Annotated in this window: 20 protein-coding genes; 12 read left to right on the forward strand and 8 right to left on the reverse strand. The window is 63.2% G+C overall.

What is annotated here, in order from left to right; all coding sequences use genetic code 11:
* Positions 1-145: 145 nt before the first annotated feature.
* From K5Q02_RS21425 to K5Q02_RS21460, 8 genes are all read right to left on the reverse strand, one after another.
* The gene (locus tag K5Q02_RS21425) at positions 146-964 is read right to left on the reverse strand and encodes an ABC transporter ATP-binding protein (RefSeq protein ID WP_225834078.1); all 819 of its coding nucleotides are present in this window, start codon (positions 962-964) and stop codon (positions 146-148) included.
* 40 nt (positions 965-1,004) lie between these two features.
* Complete coding sequence (locus K5Q02_RS21430) at positions 1,005-2,069, reverse strand: FecCD family ABC transporter permease (RefSeq protein WP_225834087.1); 1,065 nt, start codon at positions 2,067-2,069, stop codon at positions 1,005-1,007.
* Positions 2,066-3,079: a FecCD family ABC transporter permease gene (locus K5Q02_RS21435; RefSeq protein ID WP_225834089.1), complete on the reverse strand. Its 1,014-nt coding sequence runs from the start codon at positions 3,077-3,079 to the stop codon at positions 2,066-2,068. Before K5Q02_RS21435 ends, K5Q02_RS21430 begins: the two co-directional genes overlap by 4 nt.
* The gene (locus tag K5Q02_RS21440) at positions 3,076-3,999 is read right to left on the reverse strand and encodes an ABC transporter substrate-binding protein (protein WP_225834090.1); all 924 of its coding nucleotides are present in this window, start codon (positions 3,997-3,999) and stop codon (positions 3,076-3,078) included. The genes K5Q02_RS21435 and K5Q02_RS21440 overlap by 4 nt, the downstream gene beginning before the upstream one ends.
* Positions 4,000-4,198: 199 nt before the next feature.
* Positions 4,199-5,491 carry a class I SAM-dependent methyltransferase gene (locus tag K5Q02_RS21445; RefSeq protein ID WP_225834092.1) on the reverse strand — a complete coding sequence of 431 codons (1,293 nt, stop codon included), beginning with the start codon at positions 5,489-5,491 and terminating at the stop codon, positions 4,199-4,201.
* Positions 5,492-5,598: 107 nt separating this feature from the next.
* Entirely contained in the window at positions 5,599-7,695 is a 2,097-nt protein-coding gene (locus tag K5Q02_RS21450; RefSeq protein WP_225834094.1) for a TonB-dependent receptor domain-containing protein, read from the reverse strand.
* A gap of 162 nt (positions 7,696-7,857) precedes the next feature.
* On the reverse strand, positions 7,858-9,213 hold the full coding sequence (locus K5Q02_RS21455; protein ID WP_225834096.1) for a HAMP domain-containing sensor histidine kinase: 1,356 nt from the start codon (positions 9,211-9,213) through the stop codon (positions 7,858-7,860).
* Between the two features lies 1 nt (position 9,214).
* The gene (locus K5Q02_RS21460; protein WP_225834098.1) at positions 9,215-9,925 is read right to left on the reverse strand and encodes a response regulator transcription factor; all 711 of its coding nucleotides are present in this window, start codon (positions 9,923-9,925) and stop codon (positions 9,215-9,217) included.
* A gap of 134 nt (positions 9,926-10,059) precedes the next feature.
* On the opposite strand from K5Q02_RS21460, the gene K5Q02_RS21465 reads away from it, so the two are divergent.
* The 12 genes from K5Q02_RS21465 to K5Q02_RS21520 all read left to right on the forward strand — a co-directional run bounded on the left by K5Q02_RS21465 (position 10,060) and on the right by K5Q02_RS21520 (position 24,001).
* Positions 10,060-12,819, forward strand: coding sequence for an ATP-binding protein (locus tag K5Q02_RS21465; protein WP_225834100.1), 2,760 nt, complete (start codon positions 10,060-10,062; stop codon positions 12,817-12,819).
* Between the two features lie 306 nt (positions 12,820-13,125).
* Positions 13,126-13,791, forward strand: coding sequence for a response regulator transcription factor (locus K5Q02_RS21470; protein WP_225834102.1), 666 nt, complete (start codon positions 13,126-13,128; stop codon positions 13,789-13,791).
* Positions 13,784-15,214, forward strand: a complete 1,431-nt coding sequence (locus K5Q02_RS21475; RefSeq protein WP_225834104.1) for a sensor histidine kinase — start codon at positions 13,784-13,786, stop codon at positions 15,212-15,214. Before K5Q02_RS21470 ends, K5Q02_RS21475 begins: the two co-directional genes overlap by 8 nt.
* Before the next feature lie 125 nt (positions 15,215-15,339).
* Positions 15,340-15,540, forward strand: a complete 201-nt coding sequence (locus K5Q02_RS21480; RefSeq protein WP_225834106.1) for a Flp family type IVb pilin — start codon at positions 15,340-15,342, stop codon at positions 15,538-15,540.
* A 23-nt stretch (positions 15,541-15,563) separates the two neighbouring features.
* Positions 15,564-16,124, forward strand: a complete 561-nt coding sequence (locus K5Q02_RS21485; RefSeq protein WP_225834116.1) for an A24 family peptidase — start codon at positions 15,564-15,566, stop codon at positions 16,122-16,124.
* Positions 16,125-16,137: 13 nt separating this feature from the next.
* On the forward strand, positions 16,138-17,157 hold the full coding sequence (gene cpaB / locus K5Q02_RS21490; protein WP_225834118.1) for a Flp pilus assembly protein CpaB: 1,020 nt from the start codon (positions 16,138-16,140) through the stop codon (positions 17,155-17,157).
* Between the two features lie 46 nt (positions 17,158-17,203).
* A complete protein-coding gene (locus K5Q02_RS21495) occupies positions 17,204-18,757 on the forward strand; it encodes a type II and III secretion system protein family protein (protein ID WP_225834120.1) in 1,554 nt (517 codons plus the stop codon).
* 11 nt (positions 18,758-18,768) lie between these two features.
* Positions 18,769-19,419, forward strand: a complete 651-nt coding sequence (locus K5Q02_RS21500; RefSeq protein WP_225834122.1) for a CpaD family pilus assembly lipoprotein — start codon at positions 18,769-18,771, stop codon at positions 19,417-19,419.
* 32 nt (positions 19,420-19,451) lie between these two features.
* On the forward strand, positions 19,452-20,678 hold the full coding sequence (locus K5Q02_RS21505) for a hypothetical protein (protein ID WP_225834124.1): 1,227 nt from the start codon (positions 19,452-19,454) through the stop codon (positions 20,676-20,678).
* Positions 20,679-20,691: 13 nt separating this feature from the next.
* On the forward strand, positions 20,692-22,053 hold the full coding sequence (locus tag K5Q02_RS21510) for a CpaF family protein (protein ID WP_225834126.1): 1,362 nt from the start codon (positions 20,692-20,694) through the stop codon (positions 22,051-22,053).
* On the forward strand, positions 22,053-23,042 hold the full coding sequence (locus K5Q02_RS21515; RefSeq protein ID WP_225834128.1) for a type II secretion system F family protein: 990 nt from the start codon (positions 22,053-22,055) through the stop codon (positions 23,040-23,042). Before K5Q02_RS21510 ends, K5Q02_RS21515 begins: the two co-directional genes overlap by 1 nt.
* Positions 23,039-24,001, forward strand: a complete 963-nt coding sequence (locus K5Q02_RS21520) for a type II secretion system F family protein (protein ID WP_225834130.1) — start codon at positions 23,039-23,041, stop codon at positions 23,999-24,001. The genes K5Q02_RS21515 and K5Q02_RS21520 overlap by 4 nt, the downstream gene beginning before the upstream one ends.
* The last annotated feature ends 7 nt before the right edge of the window (positions 24,002-24,008 follow it).

The following is a 24,008-nucleotide window of genomic DNA, read 5'->3' on the forward strand; positions in this document are numbered from 1 at the left end:
AAGGGCTCGAGCCCTACTATCAGCTGCATCGACATCGACCGGCCCGCGGCGATTGCCTAATAGTGCTGGAGCCCTTGTTCCCTGCCTCGCAGGCACACGGGAAAAGGCTTGCAAACAAGCGGGTCTAAGCTAATAACGGATTGATCTAGCGCCTGGTGACACCCGCGATCACTGGTGTGCCGCTGACCGGATCGCGCATCAGCGTGCAACGTACGTCGTAGAGCTCCTCGACGAGTGCCGGCGTGACGATCTCGGTGGGCGCACCCTCGGCGATGATCCGCCCAGCCTTCATCGCCACCAGATGGTCGGCGTAGCGGCAGGCACTGGACAGGTCATGCACCACCATGACCACGGTCTTGCCTACCGAAGCCAGATCACGAATCAGCTCGAAGACTTCGATCTGGTGGCCAAGATCAAGGGCCGAGGTAGGTTCGTCGAGCAACAGCAATGGCGTCTGTTGCGCCACTGCCATGGCAATCCAGGCGCGCTGGCGCTGGCCACCGGACATCGACTCCAGCGGGCGCTCGGCCAGCGCTTGCAGGTCGGCCACACGCAACGCTTCTTCGACGATGGCCTGATCGTCCGCCGACCACTGGCGCAGCAGGCTCTGGTGCGGCTGGCGACCAAAGCGGATCAGCTCGGAGACGGTCAGGCCGTCGGGCGCATTGGCGTCCTGGGGCAATAGCGCCAGTTGCCGCGCCACCTGCTTCGACGGCAGGCTGCCGATGGCCCGGCCATTGAGCAGCACCGCACCCGCACTGGGTTTGTGCAGGCGCGACAGACCGGCCAGCAATGTCGACTTGCCGCAGCCATTGGGATCGACGATGGCGGTCACCTGCGCTGACGGAATGCGCAGCGACAGCCCCTCGATGATCGACGCATGGGGATACCCCAGGCTCAGGTTCTCGGCCTGAAGGGTGACCTCGGCCTCGGGCCGGGTGGCGAACAGGTTGGACGTAGTCATCGGCTCAACTCCGCAGCGGCCTTCGAATAGAAGCAGCCTTTCATGTCAGTCTGCGCGACGGCTGGCGCAACAGGATCCACAACAAATAGGGCCCGCCAACCACGGCGGTGATCACCCCGACGGGAATTTCAATGGGCGCCAGCCAGGTGCGCCCGATCCAGTCCGCAGACGTCATCAACAACGCGCCGGCCAACGCCGAACAGAGTACGGGCACGCCGCGATGGCCACTCAGGTAGCGGGCCATCTCTGGCGCGGCGAGGGCGACCAGCCCAACCGGGCCGGCCACTGCCACGGCCAGCGCGGTGAGCAGCACGGTGGTGATCAACGTCAGCAGGCGCATGGTTCTAAGACGCACGCCAAGGCCCACCGCCACGCTGTCGGAAAAACGCATCAGTTCCAGACGCTGAGCCAGGTATTTGACCAGCGGCAGACAGAGGATCAGGCCGATGCCGAGCAGCCAGATGGCCTGCGCTGGCCGCGCGTTGAGGCTGCCGACCGTCCAGGGATAGGCCACGTTGGCGGCATCGATATCGGCGCGCGCCAGCATCAAATTGGTCAGCGCACCGAACACCGCCCCCACCGCGATTCCCACCACGATGAAGCGATAGCCACGGGCGCCCGCACCAGCACTCAGGCCGAAAGCCAGCACCGCCGCCGTAGTGGCGCCGGTGAGCGCCAGCGCGGAAGGTGCCAGGGTCGTGGGTACTGCAACGATCGAGGCCACGGCGAAGGCCGTGGCGCCGTCGTCGATACCGATCACTCCCGGAGTAGCCAGACGGTTACGCGCCAGGGTCTGCAGCAGGCAGCCACCGATCCCGAATGCCGCGCCGGTAAGCAGGCCGGCGACCAGGCGCTGCAAGCGCAGCTCCTGAACCAGAAACACGTGCATCGGCTCGCCCTGGCCGAACGCAGCCGCCAGAGCCGTCCACGGCGACAGGCCAGCGGCGCCGGATGCCAGGCTGACGCCGGTGATGAGCACGATCGCAGCGGAGAGCCCCAGCGCGGCGAACACACCGCGCCGGTTCAACAGCACCCGCAGCGAGCCAAGTGCCAGCAGCCAGTATCCGCTCGGTGCCTTGGGCATTGACGACAGAGGGCTGTTCATAAGGTCGGCAACCTGTGGCTGCGCACCACGGCGATCAGCACCGGTGCACCGATCAATGCGGTCACCACGCCAATCGGCAGCTCGTAGGGGCTGACCAGCAGGCGCGAAAGGATATCGGCGAACAACACGATGATCGGCCCGAGCAACAGCGACAAACCGATGGTGCGGCGAATGTCCGGCCCTACCAGGCGGCGCGCCACGAATGGCACCACCAGGCCGACGAACGCCATGGGCCCTGCCGCCGCCGTGGCGGTACCGACCAATACGGCGACGCCCAGCAAGGCGCCTAGGCGGGTCAGGCCGGGGTGATGGCCGAGGCCGGTGGCCATCTTCTCGCCGAGGGCCAGGGCAGCCAGCGGGCGGATCAACGGCACGAGCAGCAGCAAGCCCAGCAGCAGGCCGGGCGCACTCCAGGTCAATACGTCCTGAGGACGACCGGCCAGGGCACCGATGATCCAGAAACGAATCTCGTCGGCGCTACGCTGGTCATGAAGCAGAATCAAGGTGCTGATGGCGGTGAGAATTCCCGAGAAGGCTGCGCCGGCCAGCACCAGACGCACCGGATCGTCACCAACACCGCGCACCTGAGTGACCAGCAACACCAGCAGACAACCGGCCATGGCGCCGCCGATGGCTACGCCGAGATTCAGGGTGGCCGCACTGGCGCCCAGGCTGATCGCCACCACCACGGCGAAGGACGCCCCGGCACTGACACCCAGCAGACCGGGTTCAGCCAGCGGGTTGCGGGTGGCCGACTGCAGCACCACGCCGGCGGCACCCAGCGCGACCCCGACCAGCACGCCTAGCAGCGTACGTGGCAGGCGCAGCTCGAACAGCACGAAGCGCGCTTCGTCATCCGCAGCGCCAAACAGCGCCCACAGGCTCTGTGCGATGCCTACCTCACCCGCTCCGATCAGCAGGCTGGCAACGCACAACGATCCCAACGACGCAGCCACCCACACCAACGCATTGGCCAGCGACAGGCGACCGCCCTTCACATCGGCGGTCATTGCGAGGCGACGGCCTTCTCCACGTCATCGAGAATCACGTTGGCAGCCAGCGGCCCGCTGCCGCTGCTCCAGATCTGCCCGTCGACGCTCTGCACATGGCCGCTGCTGACCGCCTTCAGACGGGCGAATGCCGGCTGCTGACGCGCCTGCTCCAGCGCCTTGTCGCCATCGGCGTTGAGGGTGGCGAGGAACAGCCAGTCACCGTCGATACGCGACAGATTCTCCAGGCTCAGGGCATCGCTATGGGGCTTCTTCGTCAGCTCCGCGGCCATCGCCGTGCCCTTGAAGCCAAGCTGGCTCAGCAACTGGCCCACGAACAGGTGCTGGGACATCACGCCCGGCCCCTGCGGGCTCCAGCGCACCACGGAAGCGACCTGCCCCGGTTTGATCTTGCTCTTGATGCTCTCGATACGCGTATCGACCGCGGCGATGGCGGCTTTGGCTTCAGCAGCCTTGCCCAGCGCCTTGCCGTAGAACTCGACATTGTTGCGCCAGGCCTGGAACGAGTTGCCCTTGGGTACCACGGTCGGCGCGATCAGGCTGAGTTTCTGGTACTGATCCTTGGTGAGTTCCGGCGAAGCCAGAATCAGATCCGGTTGCAGGGCGAACACCGACTCCAGATTGGTTTCTCGGGCAGTGCCGACGATCTTGACGTCGCCCGCCCTGCCCTTCAGGTATTGCGATACGTCACTGCCGCCACGCGTGGCGACGCTGCCCAGCGGCTTGACGCCAACCGAGAGCGCCACATCCAGCGCATTCTCGCCCAAGGTAACCACTCGCTGCGGCGTGCCCTCCAGTTTGATCTCACCATAGGCGGTATCAAGGCTGCGCGACTCGGCCAGCGCAGTGCCCAGTGGCAGCAGCGCAACCAAGCCGGAAAACGCCAGCAGGCGTGAGCGTCGGGATAGGCTAGCAATCATCGGAATATCCTTTCTTTACGGTGAAACGAACGGCTGCAACCTGGCAGCCGGCCGCAGTGCAATGACGATGGTTGTGGTTTGGCGGCAGCGGCAATACTGCGGCAAAAATGCTCGGTATTTTCATTTACACATGTAAAGCCGGGCATCTTCATGAGCCCACCGCGCCGGGTTGTTGCCAGATGGGTAGCGAGAAAGGCACTCACCTTTTATGCATCACAGCCGTTCCGCAGGTCGCCACCAGGCTCAGGCCTATCGACTCGGACGCCAGCCACTCATCGAACCTGGCAGACGCCGTGGCAGTGGTTTTATCCGCACGTAACGGGTGCACATAACTGCCCCACATCAACATCTGTAACGCCTGCAACAAGACACCGGGTTCTGCGGAAAACGCCGGCAAGTGACGCAAGTCGAAAAATGATTTTGGCCCCGAGCCAAGCGCCCGCAGCAGCGGATCGAAAATCGCTTCCGGCCCCGGAATCGACCCGATCGGCGTGGCAAAAACCAACCCGCCTGCTGGCGGCATCGATGGCAATGCCATGAACTGGAGGCGATCCAGTTCGGCGAGATGTTGCTCGGCGCCGATGGCCTGAGCTTGTCGTTGAAACACATCCAAACGCTGATGCTGATTGCGGGCGGTGTCCTTGACCGTTTCGCGCAGAGCGGTCGACGGCAGGCCGGCAAGAATCGGCTGAATATTGCCTGGAATGGATAGGCTATCCATATTCTCGAAGCAGTCTGCGCTACCGATATAGGTCAGCTCGGCCTGCGCCACGATCCGATGCACGTCGGCAGAATGTTGTGGTCGCCAGAAATCGGTCAGGAAGTCATGGGCCAGATAGGTCAGGTGCTCTTTTTCCAGGGCAGCCAACTCATCCTTGAGGCCCGGGTTGTCTTCGAACGCCCCTGCGCCGTTATCCGCCAGGCTGCGAAGAAGCTCCACGCCGTGACGAACAGCCTCTGCCGAATCCCCGGGCATGGCCAAGGAGACCTCATGCAGCACCTTCTGAATGGCGGTCAGCCGTGTCGCACCGGGGTAACACATATAGTGCAGATAAAAGAGGCCGCCCGGTTTCAGGTAGCGGTGCAGTGCCTTCAAGATGCTGGCCTGAGCCTGAGGCGGCAACCACGACCAGGTGCCATGGCAGGCGATGAAGTCGAACGGCTGCTGATCCTGCTTGGTGAAGTCAGCAAAGCTGGCTTCGATGAACTCTACGTTCGTCAGCCCAATGCTCTGCGCAGCCTGCCGGGCCAGTGCAATATGCCCAGCATTGAAGTCGACACCCACGAACTCCCCTAGAGGGTTGCTCGCAGCCGCCACCAACAGGTTGATGCCTGCGCCACAGCCAAGCTCGCAGTATCGATACGGGCGACCGATATCCGGAGCTCTACACGCCAGGCTGGTCGCTATGTAGCTCATCCACACCGGCTGCATTTCCTTGTGAAAATGCAGCGGATAGGGAACGTCGATCACATAGCCCTCTCGGCGGCTCATTGGCAATCTCCAGTCTTGGGTAAAGCAAACGCATCAAAACGCCAAAATCCAGCCTCCTCATACGCTCGGCGTACGAGGAGGCTGGATGTACGGTTCATACAGCCCGATCAGAAACGGCTGGTAAACCCGACGTAGAACGTACGCGGATCGCCGTCACCGTAGTCGTCGTCGGTTTCCACGGCATCATTGAAGACGTTCTGTACGCCAGCGCGCAGCGTCAGGTTCTTGTTGACGGCATAGTTGCCACCCAGATCCACCGTGGTATTAGCTTCAGCGAAGCTGTCGGCCCCAGTCGCGGAAGGCCGGTATAACTGCTTGCCAAGATATTGAGTCGATACGTAGGTGGAGAGCTGGTTGTTGACCTGCCACTCGAGCAGCGCATTGGCAGTCCACTCGGGAGTCATCAACAACGCTTCGCCTGTCGTGGTGTTCTCCGACTCGATCATGTAGGTCGCGTTACCGCTGAACGACACTGTGGTGCTGATCGGCACGCCGAACGACATCTCAACGCCACTGGTCTTGGCTTCCTCGATGTTGTACTGCTGGGTGTACCAGATTCCATTGACCTGGCCCAGGAAGCCGTTCTGCATCATGTCCTTGATTTTGCTGGTGAAATAGGTCGCTTCGAAACGGTATTCGTTTTCGTCGAAGGCCACACCCAGCTCATAGTTGGTGCTGATTTCGGGCTCCAGATCCGGGTTACCAACCATGAAGCACTGACCGCCCATGTAACCGAGCGGTGCCAGCGACGTACACCCCATCCCCATCGATGAAGTGCCCGAGCTCAAGGAACGCTCTTTGAGATTCGGTGCGCGAAAGCCTTTGGAAACCCCGCCCTTGATCGTCCAGGCCTCGGCAGGGTGATAAACCAGATAAGCACGAGGACTGGTGTGGGCACTGAAACCATCGGTGCGATCAGTGCGCAGACCCAGCGTCAGCGTCAGGTCATCACGCAGGAAAATCTGATCCTCGGCGAACACTGCCCAGGCCCATCCTTCCGGGTTCTTGTCGGCAGTCAATGCCTCGGCCTGGCCTGGAGGGATGAACGCAGCGATGTTGCCGATGTTGCCAGGGTTCTCGACCTCCTCCTCCTTGTATTGCAGGCCTGCGGTCAGCCATTGGCTGAAGCCCAGCTCGAAAGGCACGTCGAACTTGAAGTCGGCGACGGCTTCCTTCGACTTGGCGCCGCCATTGGCACTTTCGAGCTCATCAGCTTTGTTCTCGAAGGTGTTGACGTAGAGATCGAGCTTGGTACCCACCTCGCCAAAACGGCCTTCGTGGCCGATGCCGAAACCGCGGCTGATCATTTTCGAAGACCCGAACGTCTCATTGGTATCGCCTGCGGCTGCGCGCGCCTCCACGTCATCGAACGAGCGGGCACGCTCCTCACCAGCAGATGCATCGACACTGAAACTGTGGTTCTCCGAGGCCTGCCAATTGAGCTTGGCATTGACGTTCTTCGACAATGCGCCGGTCGATCCCGTGGAGTTCGAATCTGACTCACGATCACTGAAGCTGCCACCAAGGCGCAGCCCGAGACTATCGGTCAGCGGGCCACTGACGTTGACGCCGATCTGCGATGTATCGCCCGAGTCGCTGGGCTGCGGCCGGCTGTAGTTGGAGGTGATCGAACCACCCCACTCAGGCGAGACCTTACGTGTGATGATGTTGATCACCCCACCCATCGCCTCCGAACCGTACAACGACGACATGGCGCCACGTACCACCTCGATACGCTCGATGGACTCGGGCGACAGCCAGTCCAGATCCTGAGGAATGGTATCAGGGCGGTGGCCCAACAGTTGCGAGCTGCCGATGCGCTTGCCGTCGATCAGAATGAGGGTGTATCGATCCGGCATGCCACGAAAGGAAATCTTCGAACCCGCGCCGGTTGCCGAGTAACCGCCAGTGACACCAGGCAGCGTGCCGAGCACTTCGGCAATGCTGGCCATCGGCTTACGCTCGATGTCTTCGCGCGTGACCACGCTGATACTGGCCGGGGCATCACGCAGATCCACTTCCGTACCTGCGGCGGTCACCACCGTGGAACCGAGCTCCATCGCAGAATCATGGTTCTCGGCAACATGCAAAATGGATGCGTCGTCAACGAGATCATTTCCGGTAGTTTGCGCAGTCGCAGCTGGCGCACTGAACGCCAGCATGATGGCCGTGGCCAGCAGGTTCGGTTTGTATTTCGGATTCATAGACGTCCCTTCAACCCCATACGCGTCACGCCCAAGTGGGCAGAAATCGGCGGACGGGGATGTCGGAACTGATTACTCAGGCAGCCATTCTAGAGGCGTCCCCGCCGTCACAACGGCGCAAATGATAGTAAATATCATATGAGAGTAAACGTCATTTACACTCTATACACTTTGCTCGCGAAGCTCGGCGGCCGGCAGCAGCAGGTGCATTTGCAGGCCGCTCCCAGGCGGGCTTTCGGCCCACAGGCGGCCGCCCTGCAAGGCAATGGCGCTGCGAGCGATGCTCAGGCCAAGGCCAAAACCACCATCACCAGGACGCGCGCTGTCCAGGCGCGCGAAGGGTTCAAAAATGGTTTCCAGGTAACGGACATCGATGCCTGGCCCGCTGTCGACCAGGCGCAGGTGCCAGTTATCCCCTTTCTGTTCTCCCAGCAGACGTACGCTGCCATCGGCTGGTGAGTGTCGGATGGCATTACGCAGCAGGTTCTCCAGGGCCTGGGCGAGACTGGTCAGATTGGCGGCGACCAGGCAGCTTTCATCCACCTGGAACAGTAACTGGTCGCTCGACCAGCCCGTTTCGAAACAGGCATCCTCGACCAGCATGTCCCAGAGCTGCACCAAGCGAATCGGTTCACGGGCGAACTGCGGGCGCTCGGAATCCAGCCAGGCCAGCTCCAAAGAGTTTTCCACCAGGCGCTGCATGATGGTGATTTCACGGTCCAGCCGCTGGCGCAACACCTGCGGATCGCTCTCGCCATCAGCGGCCACCCGCAGTCGGCTCAGTGGCGTTCGCAGTTCGTGGGACAGGTCGCGCAGCAGGCGTCGCTGGTAGGCGACGGTACCCTGCAGGCGCTCGGCCATATGATCGAACGCGCGTCCCAACTCGCCCAGCTCGTCCTTGCGGGCAGCTACCGGTGGCCCGACGCGGGCGCTCAGGTCACCGGCGCTCAGGGTGGTGGCCTGTCGGCGGAGAATCACCAGTGGCGCGATGAACAGGCGGTACAGCAACGTGCCAAGCAGTATCGCGAGCGATGCCGGCAGCACCTTGCGCAGGAGAAACTCCCACAGCGGCTGGTAATAACGTGGATCCAGTCGCGGAGGCAGTTCCATCACCAAACGAGTGTGACCGTCGCTGAAGGGCACATAAAAGGTCGGTCTGCCGCCTGGCCGGCCGACCTTCTGGCCGAGAGCACGCACGAAGTCCAGGCGCAACACTTCCTCTTTAGTAAGCGCCTGTGAGGACAGCGACAGGTGATCGTCATTCACCACCATGGCCCAGACCTCCTCACGCTCGCGCAGCTCATGAAGAAAGTCGTCCAGCCCAGGGGTTCCTCGTTCTTTCCAGGCGCTTTCGGCCTCTTGCGCAAAGTCCCTCAACGCTCGCTGGCTGGACTCGGACAAAACGGACATCGAATCGTAGACGCGCTTGTCCAGATCCACATGCAGGCTGATGATCAGCAGGCAGAACAGCGCCAGCCCGACGACCAGTTTCCAGAACAGCGAGTGCCGGCCTGGCATCTCAGGATTCCCGGCCGGTCAGCACGTAGCCTTTGCCCCAGACCGACTCCAGGCGCATGCCGGTATAGCCGATGTGTTTGAGTTTGCGGCGCACGTTGCTGACGTGCATGTCCAGGCTACGGTCATGCTGGGCATAACCGCGGTGCAACACGTGCTGATAGAGGAAGGCCTTGCTGAGCACCTCTTCGGCATGTCGGGAAAAGGTTTCCAACAGACGGTACTCGGTAGGCGTCAGCAACGCCCAGTGACCGTCGTGGCAGACATCGGAGCGGTCTTCGTCATATTTCAGCGCGCCCTCCTGCAAGGGAGGCGGCTGCTCACGACGCTCGTAGGCCACCCGGCGCAGGATCGCCTCGATACGCACGCTGAGCTCGCCCAGGCTGAATGGTTTGGGCAGGTAATCGTCAGCGCCCTTGCTGAACCCTGCGATGCGATCCTGTTCGGCGCCCAGCGCAGACATCAGGATCACCGGCACATGGCGCCGCTCACGCAGGCGCTGCAATACATCCAGGCCATTGCTGCCGGGCAGCAGAATGTCCATCAGGATCAAGTCGAAGTCCTGCTCCTGAGCCAGGCGCAGCCCTTCGCTACCATCGTGGCTGACGGTAACGGCAAAACCGCACCCCTGCAGATGAGCCTGCAGATGAGACGCGAGAGCCGGGTCATCTTCGACCGCGAGAATACGAATGGCGCTGGTGGTTGGGGACGTCATGGCGAAAGCGCTCTGAAAGCAAATGTGAACGATTCTACCTATTAGCGGCATACCCGGTAAGCAGTCGAACGCCAGGCAAGCGCCTGCGCGGCGGAGTCGCTACACTGCCTGGCATCGTGGAAAGGGGACGTCGCGTGTTCAAGGATATCGGCATCAAGGGCCGGGTACTGATGCTTACCCTGCTACCTACCAGCCTGCTGGCGCTGGTGCTGGGTGGCTATTTCATCTGGATGCAACTCTCCGGGCTGCAGGCGCAACTGCTGCAGCGCGGGCACATGATCGCCGAGCAACTGGCGCCTCTGGCCGCGCCAGCACTGCTGCACAGCAACAAATCGCTGCTGCAGCGCATCGCCACCGAAGCCCTGGAACAGCCAGACGTACGCGCGGTGAGCTTCCTCACCACGCAGAGTGAGCGCTTGGCCCACTCCGGCCCCAGCATGCTCAACGAGCGGCCCACCATCGACAGCGACACCGTGGATGTCGCCCAGCAAAGCAGCCAGGACGCGACCCGCTTTCTGCTACCGGTAATGGCCCAGCACCTGACCCTCAGCGGTGAAGAGTCCAGCCCGGGCAGCGACCCGATCGGCTGGGTGGAGCTGGAGCTGTCGCACCACAACACGCTACTCAGCGGCTATCGCAGCCTGCTGACCAGCTTGCTGTTGGTGGTCACCGGGCTGATCATCACCGGTTTGCTGGCGCTGCGCATGAGCCGCAGCATCAACGACCCGCTGCTGCGCATCAAGAGTGGCGTCGCCCTGCTCAAGGACGGCCACCTGGAAACCCGTCTGCCGCCACTGGGCAGCCACGAGCTGGACGAACTCGCCTCGGGCATCAACCGAATGGCCGAGTCCCTGCAAAATGCCCAGGAAGAAATGCAGCACAGCATCGATCAGGTCACCGAAGACCTGCGCCAGAACCTGGAAACCATCGAGATCCAAAACATCGAGCTGGACTTCGCCCGCAAGGAAGCCCTGGAAGCGAGCCGCATCAAGTCGGAGTTCCTGGCCAACATGAGCCACGAGATTCGCACACCGCTCAACGGCATTCTCGGGTTCACCAACCTGCTGCAGAAAAGCGAGCTGAGCCCGCGCCAGCAGGACTACCTGAGCACCATCGAAAAATCCGCCGACAGCCTGCTGGGCATCATCAACGAGGTGCTCGATTTCTCCAAGATCGAGGCCGGCAAACTGGTGCTGGAGAACATTCCGTTCAACCTGCGCGACGTGTTGCAGGACACTCTCACCATCCTTGCTCCCGCCGCCCATGAAAAGCAGCTGGAACTACTCTCACTGGTCTATCGCGATACGCCGGTGTCACTATCGGGTGACCCGCTGCGCCTCAAGCAGGTGCTCACCAACCTGGTGAGCAATGCGATCAAGTTCACCCGCGAAGGCAGCATCGTCATCCGCGCCATGCTCGAAGAAGAGACGGCGGATCGCGCGCAACTACGCATCAGCGTGCGCGACACCGGTATTGGCCTCGCCGAAGAAGACCTGCGCGCGCTGTTCCAGGCCTTTAGCCAGGCGGACAACTCCATCTCGCGCCAGGCAGGCGGCACCGGGCTGGGCCTGGTGATTTCCAAGCGACTGATTGAGCAGATGGGCGGCGAAATCGGGGTGGACAGTACGCCAGGCGAAGGCTCCGAGTTCTGGGTCAGCCTCAGCCTGCCCAAGGCCCGCAGCGATGCTGAAGATCAGCCCCGCGCCCTCTCGGGGCGTCGGGTTGCCGTCCTCGAAGCCCACGAACTGGCATGCCAGGCGCTGCAGCACCAGCTGGAAGATTGCGGGCTGCAGGTCAGCGTATTCAACGACCTGAACGCCTTGTGCGAGGCGGTCAGCGCAGCCAGTCGTTCGGCGCAGCCATTCAATTGCGCGGTGCTCGGCGTAACGGCCAAACATCTGCCTGCGGAACAACTCGGCAAACGCATCTGGGATATCGAGAACCTGGGTTGCAAAACCGTGGTGCTCTGCCCTACCACCGAACACGCGCAGTATCAGGACAGCGTGCCTGACTGGCACAGCCAGTTGCAGGCCAAACCTGCCTGCACGCGCAAGCTGCAACGCACGCTGACCGAGCTGATCGTTCCCAAGCAAATACGCCAGCCGGTGCGCCACAGCACCACGCGCTCGCCAGCCATTCTGTGTGTCGATGACAACGCCGCCAACCTGCTACTGGTGCAAACCCTGCTCGACGGCATGGGGGCCAAGGTCACGGTTTCCAGCAGCGGTTTTGACGCCCTGGCAATCACTCGGGAACAGGATTTCGATCTGGTATTCATGGACGTGCAGATGCCCGGCATGGATGGCCGACAGACCACCGAGGCCATCCGCCAGTGGGAGCACGACAGCGCCCGCACGCCGATGCCCATCGTCGCGCTGACCGCCCACGCGCTGGCCAACGAGAAACGTACGTTGCTGCAGAGCGGCATGGACGATTACCTCACCAAGCCGATCAGCGAGCGACAACTGGCCCAGGTGGTACTCAAATGGACAGGCCTGCCGCTGCAGGGCAGCAATCAGGATCACGCCCCAGCCAGCGAAGCACCACCGACAGCCGTACTGGATAACGAAGAAGGTCTGCGCCTGGCAGCCGGCAAGGCCGACCTGGCCGCCGAGATGCTGAGCATGTTGCTGGCCGGGCTGCCAGGCGACCTGCAAGCCATTCGTCAGGCCCGCGCCGAAGGCGACCGCAACGCCTTGATCGAACGCATCCACCGCCTGCATGGCGCCACTCGCTATTGTGGCGTACCGCAACTGCGCGCCGCCTGCCAGCACAGCGAAACCCAGCTCAAGCAGGATCAGCCCATCCGCAATAGCGGGCTGGATGAGCTCGAACAAGCCATCAATCGCCTTGAACAGCAGGCACGTACCCAAGCGACCTCCACTCGCGAATAGCCCGAGCGCCTGTACGAGCGGGTGCCGCCCAGGCATCCGCTCAGGTGCATCTGCAAAGCCCTTCCCCCTGTCCTGAATGTCCGGCTCGCGCCTGCGAGCGGCCTCCCCCTGCCAGCAAACCTGCCGCCCGCCATGAGCGCATCGCCAGTACGCGACCTGGCGCGACAAAACCCTACCCATTTAGTTCAGGCCTGATACATAATGAGAATCATTAACACTAAAATTAAGAATTCTTAACTCCCCCTCTCCCTGGCTCGCTTGTTAGAAAGGCGCCTCGCGAGAAGGAGTCGGGACGAGGAACTGTTCATGCGTGTGCTCGTAGTCGAAGACGATGTGGCCGTCAGCCACTGGATCAGCAGCAAACTTCACGCATCCGGCCATAACTGCAAAATGGTCGACAATGGCGAAGGTGCATTACAGATCATCCAGACCGAGGCCTTCGATGTGGTGGTACTCGACCGCATCCTGCCGAAGATGGATGGGATCGAAGTACTGACCCGCCTGAACGGCCGCAGCCATCCGCCGATCCTGATTCTCTCGGCCAACGACCAGACCGCGGATCGCATCGAAGGCTTGCGCGCCGGTGCCGACGATTACCTGGGTAAACCCTTCGACTTCACCGAACTGCTGCTGCGCCTCGAGCTGCTGATCCGCCGCCGGCCACAGGCGCAAGCGGGCGAAAGCGTGCACATCGAGGATCTGAGCATTGATCTGGGCCGCCGCGAAGTCTCGCGCTCGGGGCAACGCATCGACCTCACCGACAAGGAATTCAAGCTGCTTCAGGTACTGGCCGAGAACCGTGGCCAGACGGTGACGCGCAGCATGCTGCTGGAAAAGGTCTGGGGCTACCACTTCGATCCGCAGACCAACCTGATCGACGTGCACCTGTCGAAATTGCGCAACAAGATCGACAAGGATTTCACTCCGGCATTACTGCGCACCATTCGAGCCATCGGCTATGTCCTTGGCTAGAAAACATGCCATCGCCCAACTGCTCAATACCAGCAGCTTTCGGCAGGCCGCGACGGTGGCGTTCATTTGCCTGCTGATCGCCCTCGCCTCGATCATTCTCAGCAACCACCTGCTCGAGATCATCATGCGCAACCATGTGCGCGACATGATCCTCATCGACATCCGCACCCAGCAGATGCATGGCCGCCTGAACGATGCCCAGCAAGTGGCCACAGCGCTGCGTTACCGTCATCCGCTGGAAATCCGCAAGGATCGCCACTCCATCGTCATCGACAGCACAGGCCAGGTGCTCTACGGCGACGGCAAGCTGTTTCCCGATGACTGCCCCGCCCCGTGCAACACCAACTGGCGCCATGCAGAACGACTCGACGCTCAAGGCAACCCGAGCGAAATGCTTGGGCTGGTGGTTCAGTTGCCGGATGGCGGTCAGTATTTCAGCGCCTACGACCTGCGGCCGATGCTCGAGCGCACACGCATCATCCCGCTGATGGCGGGCGCTGGGCTGCTGATCATTCTGCTGTCGATCCTGATCATCAGCCTCCCGTTCAGCCTCCGTAACCTGTACCGAATCAACCGCATCCGCGATGTGCTGGCCCGCTATGCCAGCGGCGATCATGGCGTGATGGTGCCGTACGACGACCGCGGTGATGAGTTCGACCACCTCGGTGAGGCCGTCAACCAGAGCCTGCAGCGCATCAACCGGCTGATGGACGAAGTGCAGAACATCACCAGCCATATCGCCCACGAACTGCGCACACCACTGACTCGCCTGCAGAACCGCCTGCTCAACGCCGCCGACATGCTCGAAGGCGAACCGCGCGAAGAACTGCTGCGCGCGGTTCAGGACAGCGAGCGCATCCAGAACCTGTTCCGCGCCGTGATGCGGGTGGCCGAGGTGGAAACCGGACGCTGCGCCCACCAGTTCAGCACGCTGTCCGCCCGCCAGTTACTCGAAGACATCAGCGACTATTACCTGCCCCTGGCCGAGGAGCGCGCCAGCACCCTGCTCATCGAGGATCGCGGGTTACAGCTTTACGGCGACCAAGCCCTGTTGTTCCAGGCGCTGGCCAACCTGATCGACAACGCCCTCAAGTACGCCCCCGCCGGGCAACCGATTCTGCTGAGCGCCCAGGTTCAAGGCACCTGGCTGTGCCTGAGCGTTGCCGATAGCGGCCCCGGCATCCCCAGCGCACTGAACCACAAGGCCACAGAGCGCTTCCAGCGCCTGGACACCAGCGGCGCCATTCCCGGCAACGGTCTAGGGCTGACGCTGACCAAAGCCATCGCCGAACTGCATGGTGGGGAGCTGCTGCTTGAAGACAACAACCCTGGCTTGCGTGCGGTACTGCGCCTGAAGGCCAAACCACTGGCCGTGCCTGACACCGCTGCCCAGGCAGGTGTGGCGCTGTCGGTGGCGACTTGAGCAGAGCACAGGCAAACCGGGTTCCTTAAGCATTCTTAATGAACCGCTGCTTGCCGGCCAATTGATAATGAATCCTAATATCGTCAAGTTTTCGATCCCTCTATCCCTGCTTCAAGGAGCTGACCATGGCGAACAATCTGAAGAAATTCCTGGCCGATGAAAGCGGTGTCACCGCCATCGAATACGGCATTCTCGCGGCCGCCATGGCTGCTGCCATCGGCGTGATCTTCGGCTCCGACGGCGTATTCGTGACCGCCCTCAAGGAGCGTTTCTCGTCGATCGCCGACCAGATCACCAATACCAACAATCCTGGCAGCAGCAAGTAAGCGGGCGCAGCCTGGAGCACGGTGTGGACAACACATTCATCGTCATCGTCCTAATGCCCGCTCTGCTGTTCGTGATCGGCACCGACCTGCTCTACCGGCGCATCCACAATTTGCTGATTCTGGTGCTGCTATCGCTCTGGCTGGTTTTGCCAGTCACTGCCGCTTTCGGCGTTGGCCCTTGGGGCGAAATGTCCAGCGGCGAGCTGTTCGACCAGGTGGTTTACGGCTTGCTCGGCGCGGCGCTGGTACTGGTCATCGGCTACGGGCTGTTCTGCCTGGGCCGTGTGGGTGCGGGCGACGTCAAACTGGTAGCGGCTGTCAGCCTGTGGATGTGTCAGACCGATCAGATGGCGTTTCTGATCGTCACCGCGCTCGCAGGCGGCCTGCTGGCACTCGCACTGCCCTTGCTAAACCAGATCGAGTATCACCTGGCGCTGCGCTGGCAGCGGCTGGGCATGGCCTTCCCGCGGCTCAACATTCCCGTCCCGGTAGTGCTCACCGACCAGCGACCGCAAGGCCTTCCTTATGGAGTGGCCATTGCCATCGGTGCGTTCTACACCTTGTTTGTCCCCATCCATTCTTAAAGCGGTTCACGCCATGAAAACCCCATCTGTCCTGCTTCTGGCAGGCACCCTGTTGGTTGCCGGCAGCGCCGCGCTACTGGCTCGAGTGCTGCTGGCACCGCCGCCTCCAGTGGTCGCAGCTGCACCCATCGTCGAAGAGCCCAAGCCAACGCATCCGGCCATTCTGGTCGCCGCCCGTGACCTGCGCCCTGGCGACTTTATCGATGCCAGCGCGGTGGAGTGGCAAGCGAGCGACAGCGCCCATGACGAACGCCTGTACTACACGCGCAATCAAGCAGACCTCACCCACCTGACCGGCGCCAGCGTTCGCCGGTCGGTCGCCGCCGGTGTGCCGCTGACCAGTGCCCTGGTGGTCAAGTCCAACGAGCCTGGGTTCATCGCCACGGTGATCACCCCTGGCATGCGCGCCATCACCGTGCCCACCGACCAGACGGCCAGTCAGTACAGCATGCTGACCTCGGGCGATCGGGTGGACGTGGTGGTCAACCTGCAGCGTGAAACCGAGCAGGACACCGGCAGCGTGCAAAGCAGTGACCTGGCAACGATGTTCGGCGCGGATCTTCCCAACCGCACGGATGAGCAGCGCCAACGCATGGTGAATCAGGTGCTCAGCATCCAGGCGCAGAATCAGGTGCCACGCCTGGCCTCCCAGACCCTGCTGCAGAACGTGCGCGTACTGTCGATCAACAACCTGGTGCGCAGCCCTCTGCAACCACGCCCGGAAGATGAACCGAACGCCAAGAAGAATCCGGATGCCTATCCGCGCTCCGCGCCACAGACCGTCACCCTGGAAGTGCCACCCGCGTATGCCGAGCGCCTGGCGCTGGCCAGCCAGATCGGCACGCTGCAGTTAGCCCTGCGCAGCAGCCAGGAAGTCGGTGATGGGCAGGTCAGACCGGGTAACGGCCGCGTCACCACCCTGGCGCAGACCACCGGCGTCTACAGCGCTTCGGCGCCCTTCGCCAACCAGCGGCCGCTGGTGAAAACCTTCCATGGCGATACCAGCAACGTCGTGCAATTCGACTACCAGTGACGCGCCCGAGCGGTCAGCCCTCTTCTGCCAACAGAGAAACCGATACATGAAGTTCGCGCTCAAACACCTTGCCCTGCCGCTGGCCTGCCTGCTCGCCACCCCGGGGCTGGCGCATGCCGAATCCCAAGATGAGGCAGAGCTGCCTGTCGCCGAATCCGACAGCTACAACCCCGACCTCGACATGGCCTTCGCCCGCGACTACTACGAGCAGATGGGCCAGAGCGCGGAGGTGAAGGCACCTGTCGTGCGCCAACTGCGCAAATCGCTCAAGGCCGTCGAAGAAACCGACACCGTGCAGTTGGTGGTCAATCAGGGCCGCCTGCTGCAACTGCCACGGGAAGCCACCAACGTCATGGTGGCCAACCCGAGCGTCGCCAGCTTCCAGGTCGCCTCGCCCGGCAGCGTGTTCGTCTTTGCCAAGATTCCCGGCACCACCACCCTCTATGCGCTGGACGGCAACGACGAAGTGGTCGCCGCTGTCCAGCTTGTCGCCAAGCCGAACATCGTCGCGCTGACGCGTCTGGGCGAACAGATCGCCAATGAGATCCCCGGCGCCAAGGTCGAATTCGTGCCGTCCGGCAGCAGCCTGATCGTGCGCGGCAGTGTGCGCACACCGCAGCAGGCCAAGCAGGTCATGGACAGTGTCGAGGCCAACCTCGGTGCCCGCTCCAGCCAGGCTGGCGGTGGCGGCGGTCAAGCTCCCGCCCAGGCCGGCGCCAATGGCCAGGCGCCCGCGCCGCGCGTGATCAACCAGCTCAAGGTCGAGCTGTCGGCGCAGATCAACATCAGCGTGCGTATCGTCGAGGTCTCGCGCAGCCTGACCACGTCGCTGGGGCTGAACTGGGAATCGACCTTCACCAGCGCCCGCGGTGATTCCCTGTTCCGTACCGGCGGCAATATCTTCGATGCTGCCACCAACCGGCTGGCCGACACCGTCACCGATGCGACAGGTGCCGGTACCGGTGCGGTGCTTGGCGGTGGTCGTACCCGTGGCCGCTCCAGCGTTTCGGCGATTCTGACCGCGCTGTCCGAAGACGGTCTGGCGACCATCCTGGCCGAGCCCAACCTGACCGCCATGTCCGGTGAAACCGCCGGTTTCGCAGCCGGTGGTGAAGTGCCCATCGTCACCTTCGTCAACAACAGCGTGAACATCGACTTCAAGCAGTACGGCGTGATCATGCGCATGACCCCGACCCTGCTGTCGCCCAACCGCATCAGCCTGCACGTGGCCCCGGAAGTCAGCGACCTGTCCGACGACGGCGCCGTGGAGCTCGACGGCTTCACCATCCCGGCCTTCAAGGTACGCCGTGCCGACACCACGGTTGAGCTGGCCAGTGGTCAGAGCTTCGCCCTGGCCGGCATGCTGCGCAGCAGCATCACCCAGCAGGTCACCAGCGTGCCGGGCCTGAAGAGCATTCCGGTGCTCGGTCGCTTCTTCGAAACCGAGACCAGCGAACAAAGCGACAACGAACTGGTGATCATCGCCACCGCCTACGTGGTCGAGCCAACCACGCCCGGCGCCTTGCAGACGCCCGGCCGCGGCATTCGCGCCCTGGACAACATGCTGCCGACCCAGGCCGCCGCCGGCTACCTGTTCTAAGGAGAATCGTCATGCCCGTTCGCCCCCTGCTTTCCCTGTTGGCGCTCTCCGCCCTGCTCGTCGGCTGCGACCACCAACTCAACCAGATGCGCGAAAACCGCTTTACCCCGTTCAAGACCGCACAAGCGCCAACGGTCGCACCGTCGGCGCTGGTCGCCTCGCTAAAGGCCAGCGGCAATGGCAGCCTCACCGCCGACTCGCTGGAAAACCTCAACACCCTGCTGCGCGTGCAGGGCCGTCTGCGCCAGCAAACACTGACGCTGCAGCCCTACACGCCAAGCGGCGAACGCCTGGCCCAGCGCCTGGCCAGCGTACTGCGCGAACAGGGCGCCGTCGCCGAGCAGGTCACCGTCATGCCTTCACGCCTGGAGGCTCCCGAGGCCAAGGAATGGGATCTGCAGGTGGTCTCTGAGGCCCTGGTGGTCAAGGTACCGGACTGCTCTATCGCTGATGCCAAGGCCTGGACGGTAAAGCCCTATCAGGCGGTCGGCCCACTCGGTTGCAGCAACCGCGCCAACATCGCCGCAATGGTCTCCGAGCCGCGTGACCTGATACGCCCACAAGCACTGGACGGCGGCGATGGCAGGGCCGCGGTGAATGCCGTTGGCCGCTACCACGACGACGAAGTCCGCGAACTGCTCGACATCGACTTCCAGGACTGAGCCACCAGGCCCGCCGCCAAGAGATCCGCGACATGAACGACACCACGCTTTCCTCGCACACCGATTCATCCACGCTGATGCTGTTCGCCGCCAGCGCCGAAGATGCCGGCCGTTTCGGCGAGCAGTTGCTGCGCCTTGGCCTGGATGCCGGGCTGGCCCGTGCGGGCGGCATCGCCGCCGCCATCACCTGGAGCCGCGACAACGCACCACCGCAAGTGCTGATCGTGGATATCGACGGCGACCCGCTACCGCTGCAGTCACTGGCTGAACTGGGTGAGCTCTGCGATCCGGCCTGCCATATCGTGGTCATCGGCAGCAAACAGGATGTCGACCTGTACCGCACCCTGCTACACAGCGGCGTGTTCGATTACCTGATCAAGCCGGTGCCCCTCGATCTGCTGGCTGCGACCCTGGGCCGCGCCCGCGCCGGGCATGCCACTGGCCACGGCGCCCGTAGCGGTCGCACCATCGCCATCAGCGGTGCCTCCGGCGGTTGCGGTGTCAGTACGGTCGCCGCCAGCCTAGCCCAACTGCTGTCGCAGGAACGCCATATGGCCACCGCCGTGGTGGATTTCGACCGCAGCAATGGCGATCAGAATCTGCTCCTCGGTTATGACGGCGAGGCCGGCCTGGCCGGTGCCCTGAGCAGCGGCGAGATCGACAGCCGCCTGCTGCAACGCGCCATGGGCCAGATCAACGAGCGCCTGCACCTGCTGGCGCAGACGCCGAACCTGCGCCCCGAGCAGAACTTCAGCAGCGAGCACCTGCTACACCTGGGCGCCAACCTCTGCCACATGTTCAACCAGGTGATCTGGGATCTGCCCGCCGGCCGCCCGCATGGCAGCCTCGATGTGCTAGCGCATGCGCAGACGCGCATTCTGCTCACCGACCTGACCGTGCAGGACGCGCGCAACCTGCACCGCCTGCTGCGCGAGATCGGCGACGAGAGCGACGGCCAGCACCTGCTGCTGGTGGCCAACGCCACGCGTGGCAACCACGCCGGCATCGTCGAGCGCAGCCAGTTCGAGGAGTTCGTCGAGCGGCGCATCGACCTGCAACTGCCCTATGCCGGCCCGGCCCTGGCCAGCAGCCTGCTCACCGGCTCGCTACGCCTGGACGCAGCACCCGCGCTGCAACTGGCCCTGCAAGACCTCGCTGACCTGGCCACCGGGCATACGCCAAAGCGCGCCACGGTCGCACCGGACAACCTGCTGACGCGCCTCAAACGCGTGCTGAACCGCCAGCCTTCAGCGGCTTGAGAGGACTACGCGCATGCTCATTCGTCACCCACAAAACAACCGCAAGCCGGTGGCCGTGCAACAGCCCACCACGGCCGAGCCCCAGGACGTACGCGCCACCAGCGTACAACGCAGCGCCCAGGGCAAGCCCGCCGATAGCCACAGCACGCACAATCGCAAGCTGATCCGCGGCTACCTGTACGACCAGATCGACCCGCTCAAGGCCGCTGCCATGGGCCGCGACAAGTTGCGCGTGCAGATCGAGTCGATGATCCGCCGCATCTGCGACGACAACCGCCTGCAGCTGTCGCGCCAGGAAGAGGAAGCCATCGCCGAGGAGATGCTCAACGAGATGGTCGGCATCGGGCCGATCCAGCCGTTGCTGGCCGACGACTCAGTGAACGATATTCTGGTCAACGGTGCCGGCCAGGTATTCGTCGAACGCTTCGGCAAGCTGGAGCTGTCATCGATCACCTTCGTCGATGAAGAGCACGTGCTCAACACCGCCCAGCGCATCGCCGCAGCGGTCGGCCGACGCATCGACGAAAGCCACCCGATGGTCGATGCGCGCCTGGCCGATGGCAGCCGGGTCAACGTCATCACCTATCCGTTGGCGATCGACGGCACCACCATCTCCATCCGTAAGTTCATGCGTCGCAACATGTCCCTGGAAATCCTCGCCGAGCGCGGCGCGATGTCCATGGAGATGGCCCTGGTGCTGCAACGCGCGATGCAGGCCAAGCTCAACATCATCGTCTCCGGCGGTACCGGCGCGGGCAAGACCACGATGCTCAACGCGCTGTCACAGAAGATCAGTGAAGACGACCGCATCATCACCATCGAAGACGCCGCCGAACTGCAACTGCAGCAGATCCACGTGGTACGCCTGGAAACCCGTCCGGTGAGCGCCGAAGGCACCGGCAAGGTCGACCAGCGCGATCTGGTGCGCAACGCCCTGCGCATGCGCCCCGACCGCATCATCCTCGGCGAGGTGCGCGGCGGCGAGTGTTTCGACATGCTCCAGGCGATGAATACCGGGCACGACGGTTCGCTGTGTACCGTGCACTCCAACACCCCGCGCGACGCCATCATGCGCCTGGAAAACATGGTGATGATGGCCAGCATGCAGTTGCCGCTGGAAGCCATTCGCCGGCAGATCGCCAGTGCCGTCAACCTCATCGTGCAGATCGAGCGGATGCGCGATGGCGCCCGCCGTGTGGTATCCATCACCGAAATCTGCGGGATGGAAAACGACGTGATCCAGACCCAGGAACTGTTCAGTTTCAAGACCAGCAGCGTCGACGCCAAGGGCCGCCTCACCGGCCAGTACGCCTCGAGTGGTCAACGCCCGCACTTCTACAGCGCCCATGCGCACCTGTTCGAAGGTCAGGTCTGATGGACGCCGTACTCGATCTGCTAACGCTGCTGGTGTTCGCCGGGGTGATCCTCGCCGTACTGGCAGCCCGCAGCCTGTCCTCCCGTAACCTGCGCGACAAGGCGACGGTTCAGCATCTGGAAAAGCTCAAGGGCGAGCTGGATGGGCAGGCGCGCGAGGCCAAGCCCCAGGTTTCACTCGACGGCATCCTGCGCGAAATGCAGCAAGCACCGTTCGCCGACCTGCCCGTGATCGGCCCGCGTCTCGCCCGCCTGTGGCTCGGCCTCAGCGTGCTCGGCTGGCGCGAGAGCCTGCCGATGCGCGTGGCCCTGACTGCGTTGCTCAGCCTCATCGGTGGCGTGCTGCTGGGCCGCGAAACGCCGTTCCCGGTGCTCGCCAGCCTGCTGCTGACGCTGCTGTTCTTCAGCGTGCTGGCCACCCTGGGCTACCGCAGCGGCCTGGCTAAACACCTGAACGAACTCAAGCAGAGCCTGCCGGAAGCCATCGATGCGATTACCCGCACCGCCCGCGCTGGCGTGCCGGTGAGCAATGCCTTCGCCCTGGTCGCCCCCAACCTGGCCGGCCCGCTGGCCCTGGAGTTCGCCCTGATCGACAACTGGCTGCGTATCGGCGTGCCGCTGCGCCAGGCCATGCAGGACTCGGCCCAGCGCATCCCGCTCAACGAATACCGTTTCTTCGCGGTGATCCTGATCATCAACCAAGAAGCCGGTGGCCGCCTCGGGGAAACCCTCGACCGCCTCTCGGCGACTCTGCGTGACCGCCATGAGCTGCACCTGAAGATCCAGGCAAAAACCTCGGAGGCACGCGCCTCGGCGAAAATCGTCGCCTCGCTGGTGCCGCTGGCACTCGGTTACATGTACCTGAACTCGCCGCGCGACTTTCACTTCCTGCTCGGCGACCCAACCGGTAACAGCGTGCTGTTCTACGCCTTCGGCAGTGTTGCCCTGGGCCTGACTCTCACCCACTTCATGGTTCGGAGGGTGTCATGAACGCGCTGTTCAACGACCCGCTGGCCACCGCAGCGATGGCCATTCTGCTGGCCGGTATCGGCTTGCTGCTGATCGGTCTGCACCATCGTCGGCAACTTACGCCGCTGCGTGATCGCCTGCTCGGCACCGCACAGGCCGAACAGGCACCGCGCCAGGCCGATGACATTCTGCGCGGCCAGGGGCTGCAACTGCCGCCACGCCTGCTGGCCTTGCTGTTGCCAGTGGCACGTTTCGGCGAAAGCCTGGCCGGCACCGCCAACGACCGGCAGAAGCTGCGGCGTCTGCTGATCATGGCCGGGTTCCGCAGCCAGGAAGCACTCGGCCTGCTGATGGCGGGCAAGTATGCATTGGGTCTGCTGCTGGCGCTGGTGGTGCTGTTCGGCATCCTCGAGCCCGGCTCGCGGATGGGCCTCAACGGCCTGGCCGGCGGCTTGCTCGCCCTGTTCGCCGGCACCACCCTGCCGGAAGTCGGCCTGAAGATGCGCAGCGCACAACGCGGCGAACGCCTGGAGCGCAACCTGCCCGACGGCCTCGACCTGATGGTGATCTGCGCCGAAGCCGGTCTGCCGCTGGGCCGCGTGCTGCAAGTGGTGGCCAAGGAACTGGTGCTGTCGGCGCCGGAGCTGGCCGACGAGCTGCGCTACACCTATGCCGAACTGCAGATTCTCAGCGACCGCCCACGGGCGCTGCTGAACCTCGCCGAACGCACCGGGGTCAGCGGTATCGAGAGCATGGTGGCGACCCTGATCCAGGCCGAGCGCTACGGCACGCCGCTGTCCCAGGCACTGCGCACGATTTCCGAGGAAAGCCGCAAAACGCTGATCCTCACCCTGGAAGAACGCGCCGGCAAACTGCCGGCCCAGCTCAGCGTGCCGTTGATGACGCTGATCCTGCCCCCCATCGTGGCGATGATGGGCGCACCCGCCATGGTGCGCGTCATCCGCCTGCTCAGCCAATGATGCGAGA

The sequence above is a fragment of the Pseudomonas sp. MM211 genome (genome assembly GCF_020386635.1).
Classification (GTDB): Bacteria; Pseudomonadota; Gammaproteobacteria; order Pseudomonadales; family Pseudomonadaceae; genus Aquipseudomonas.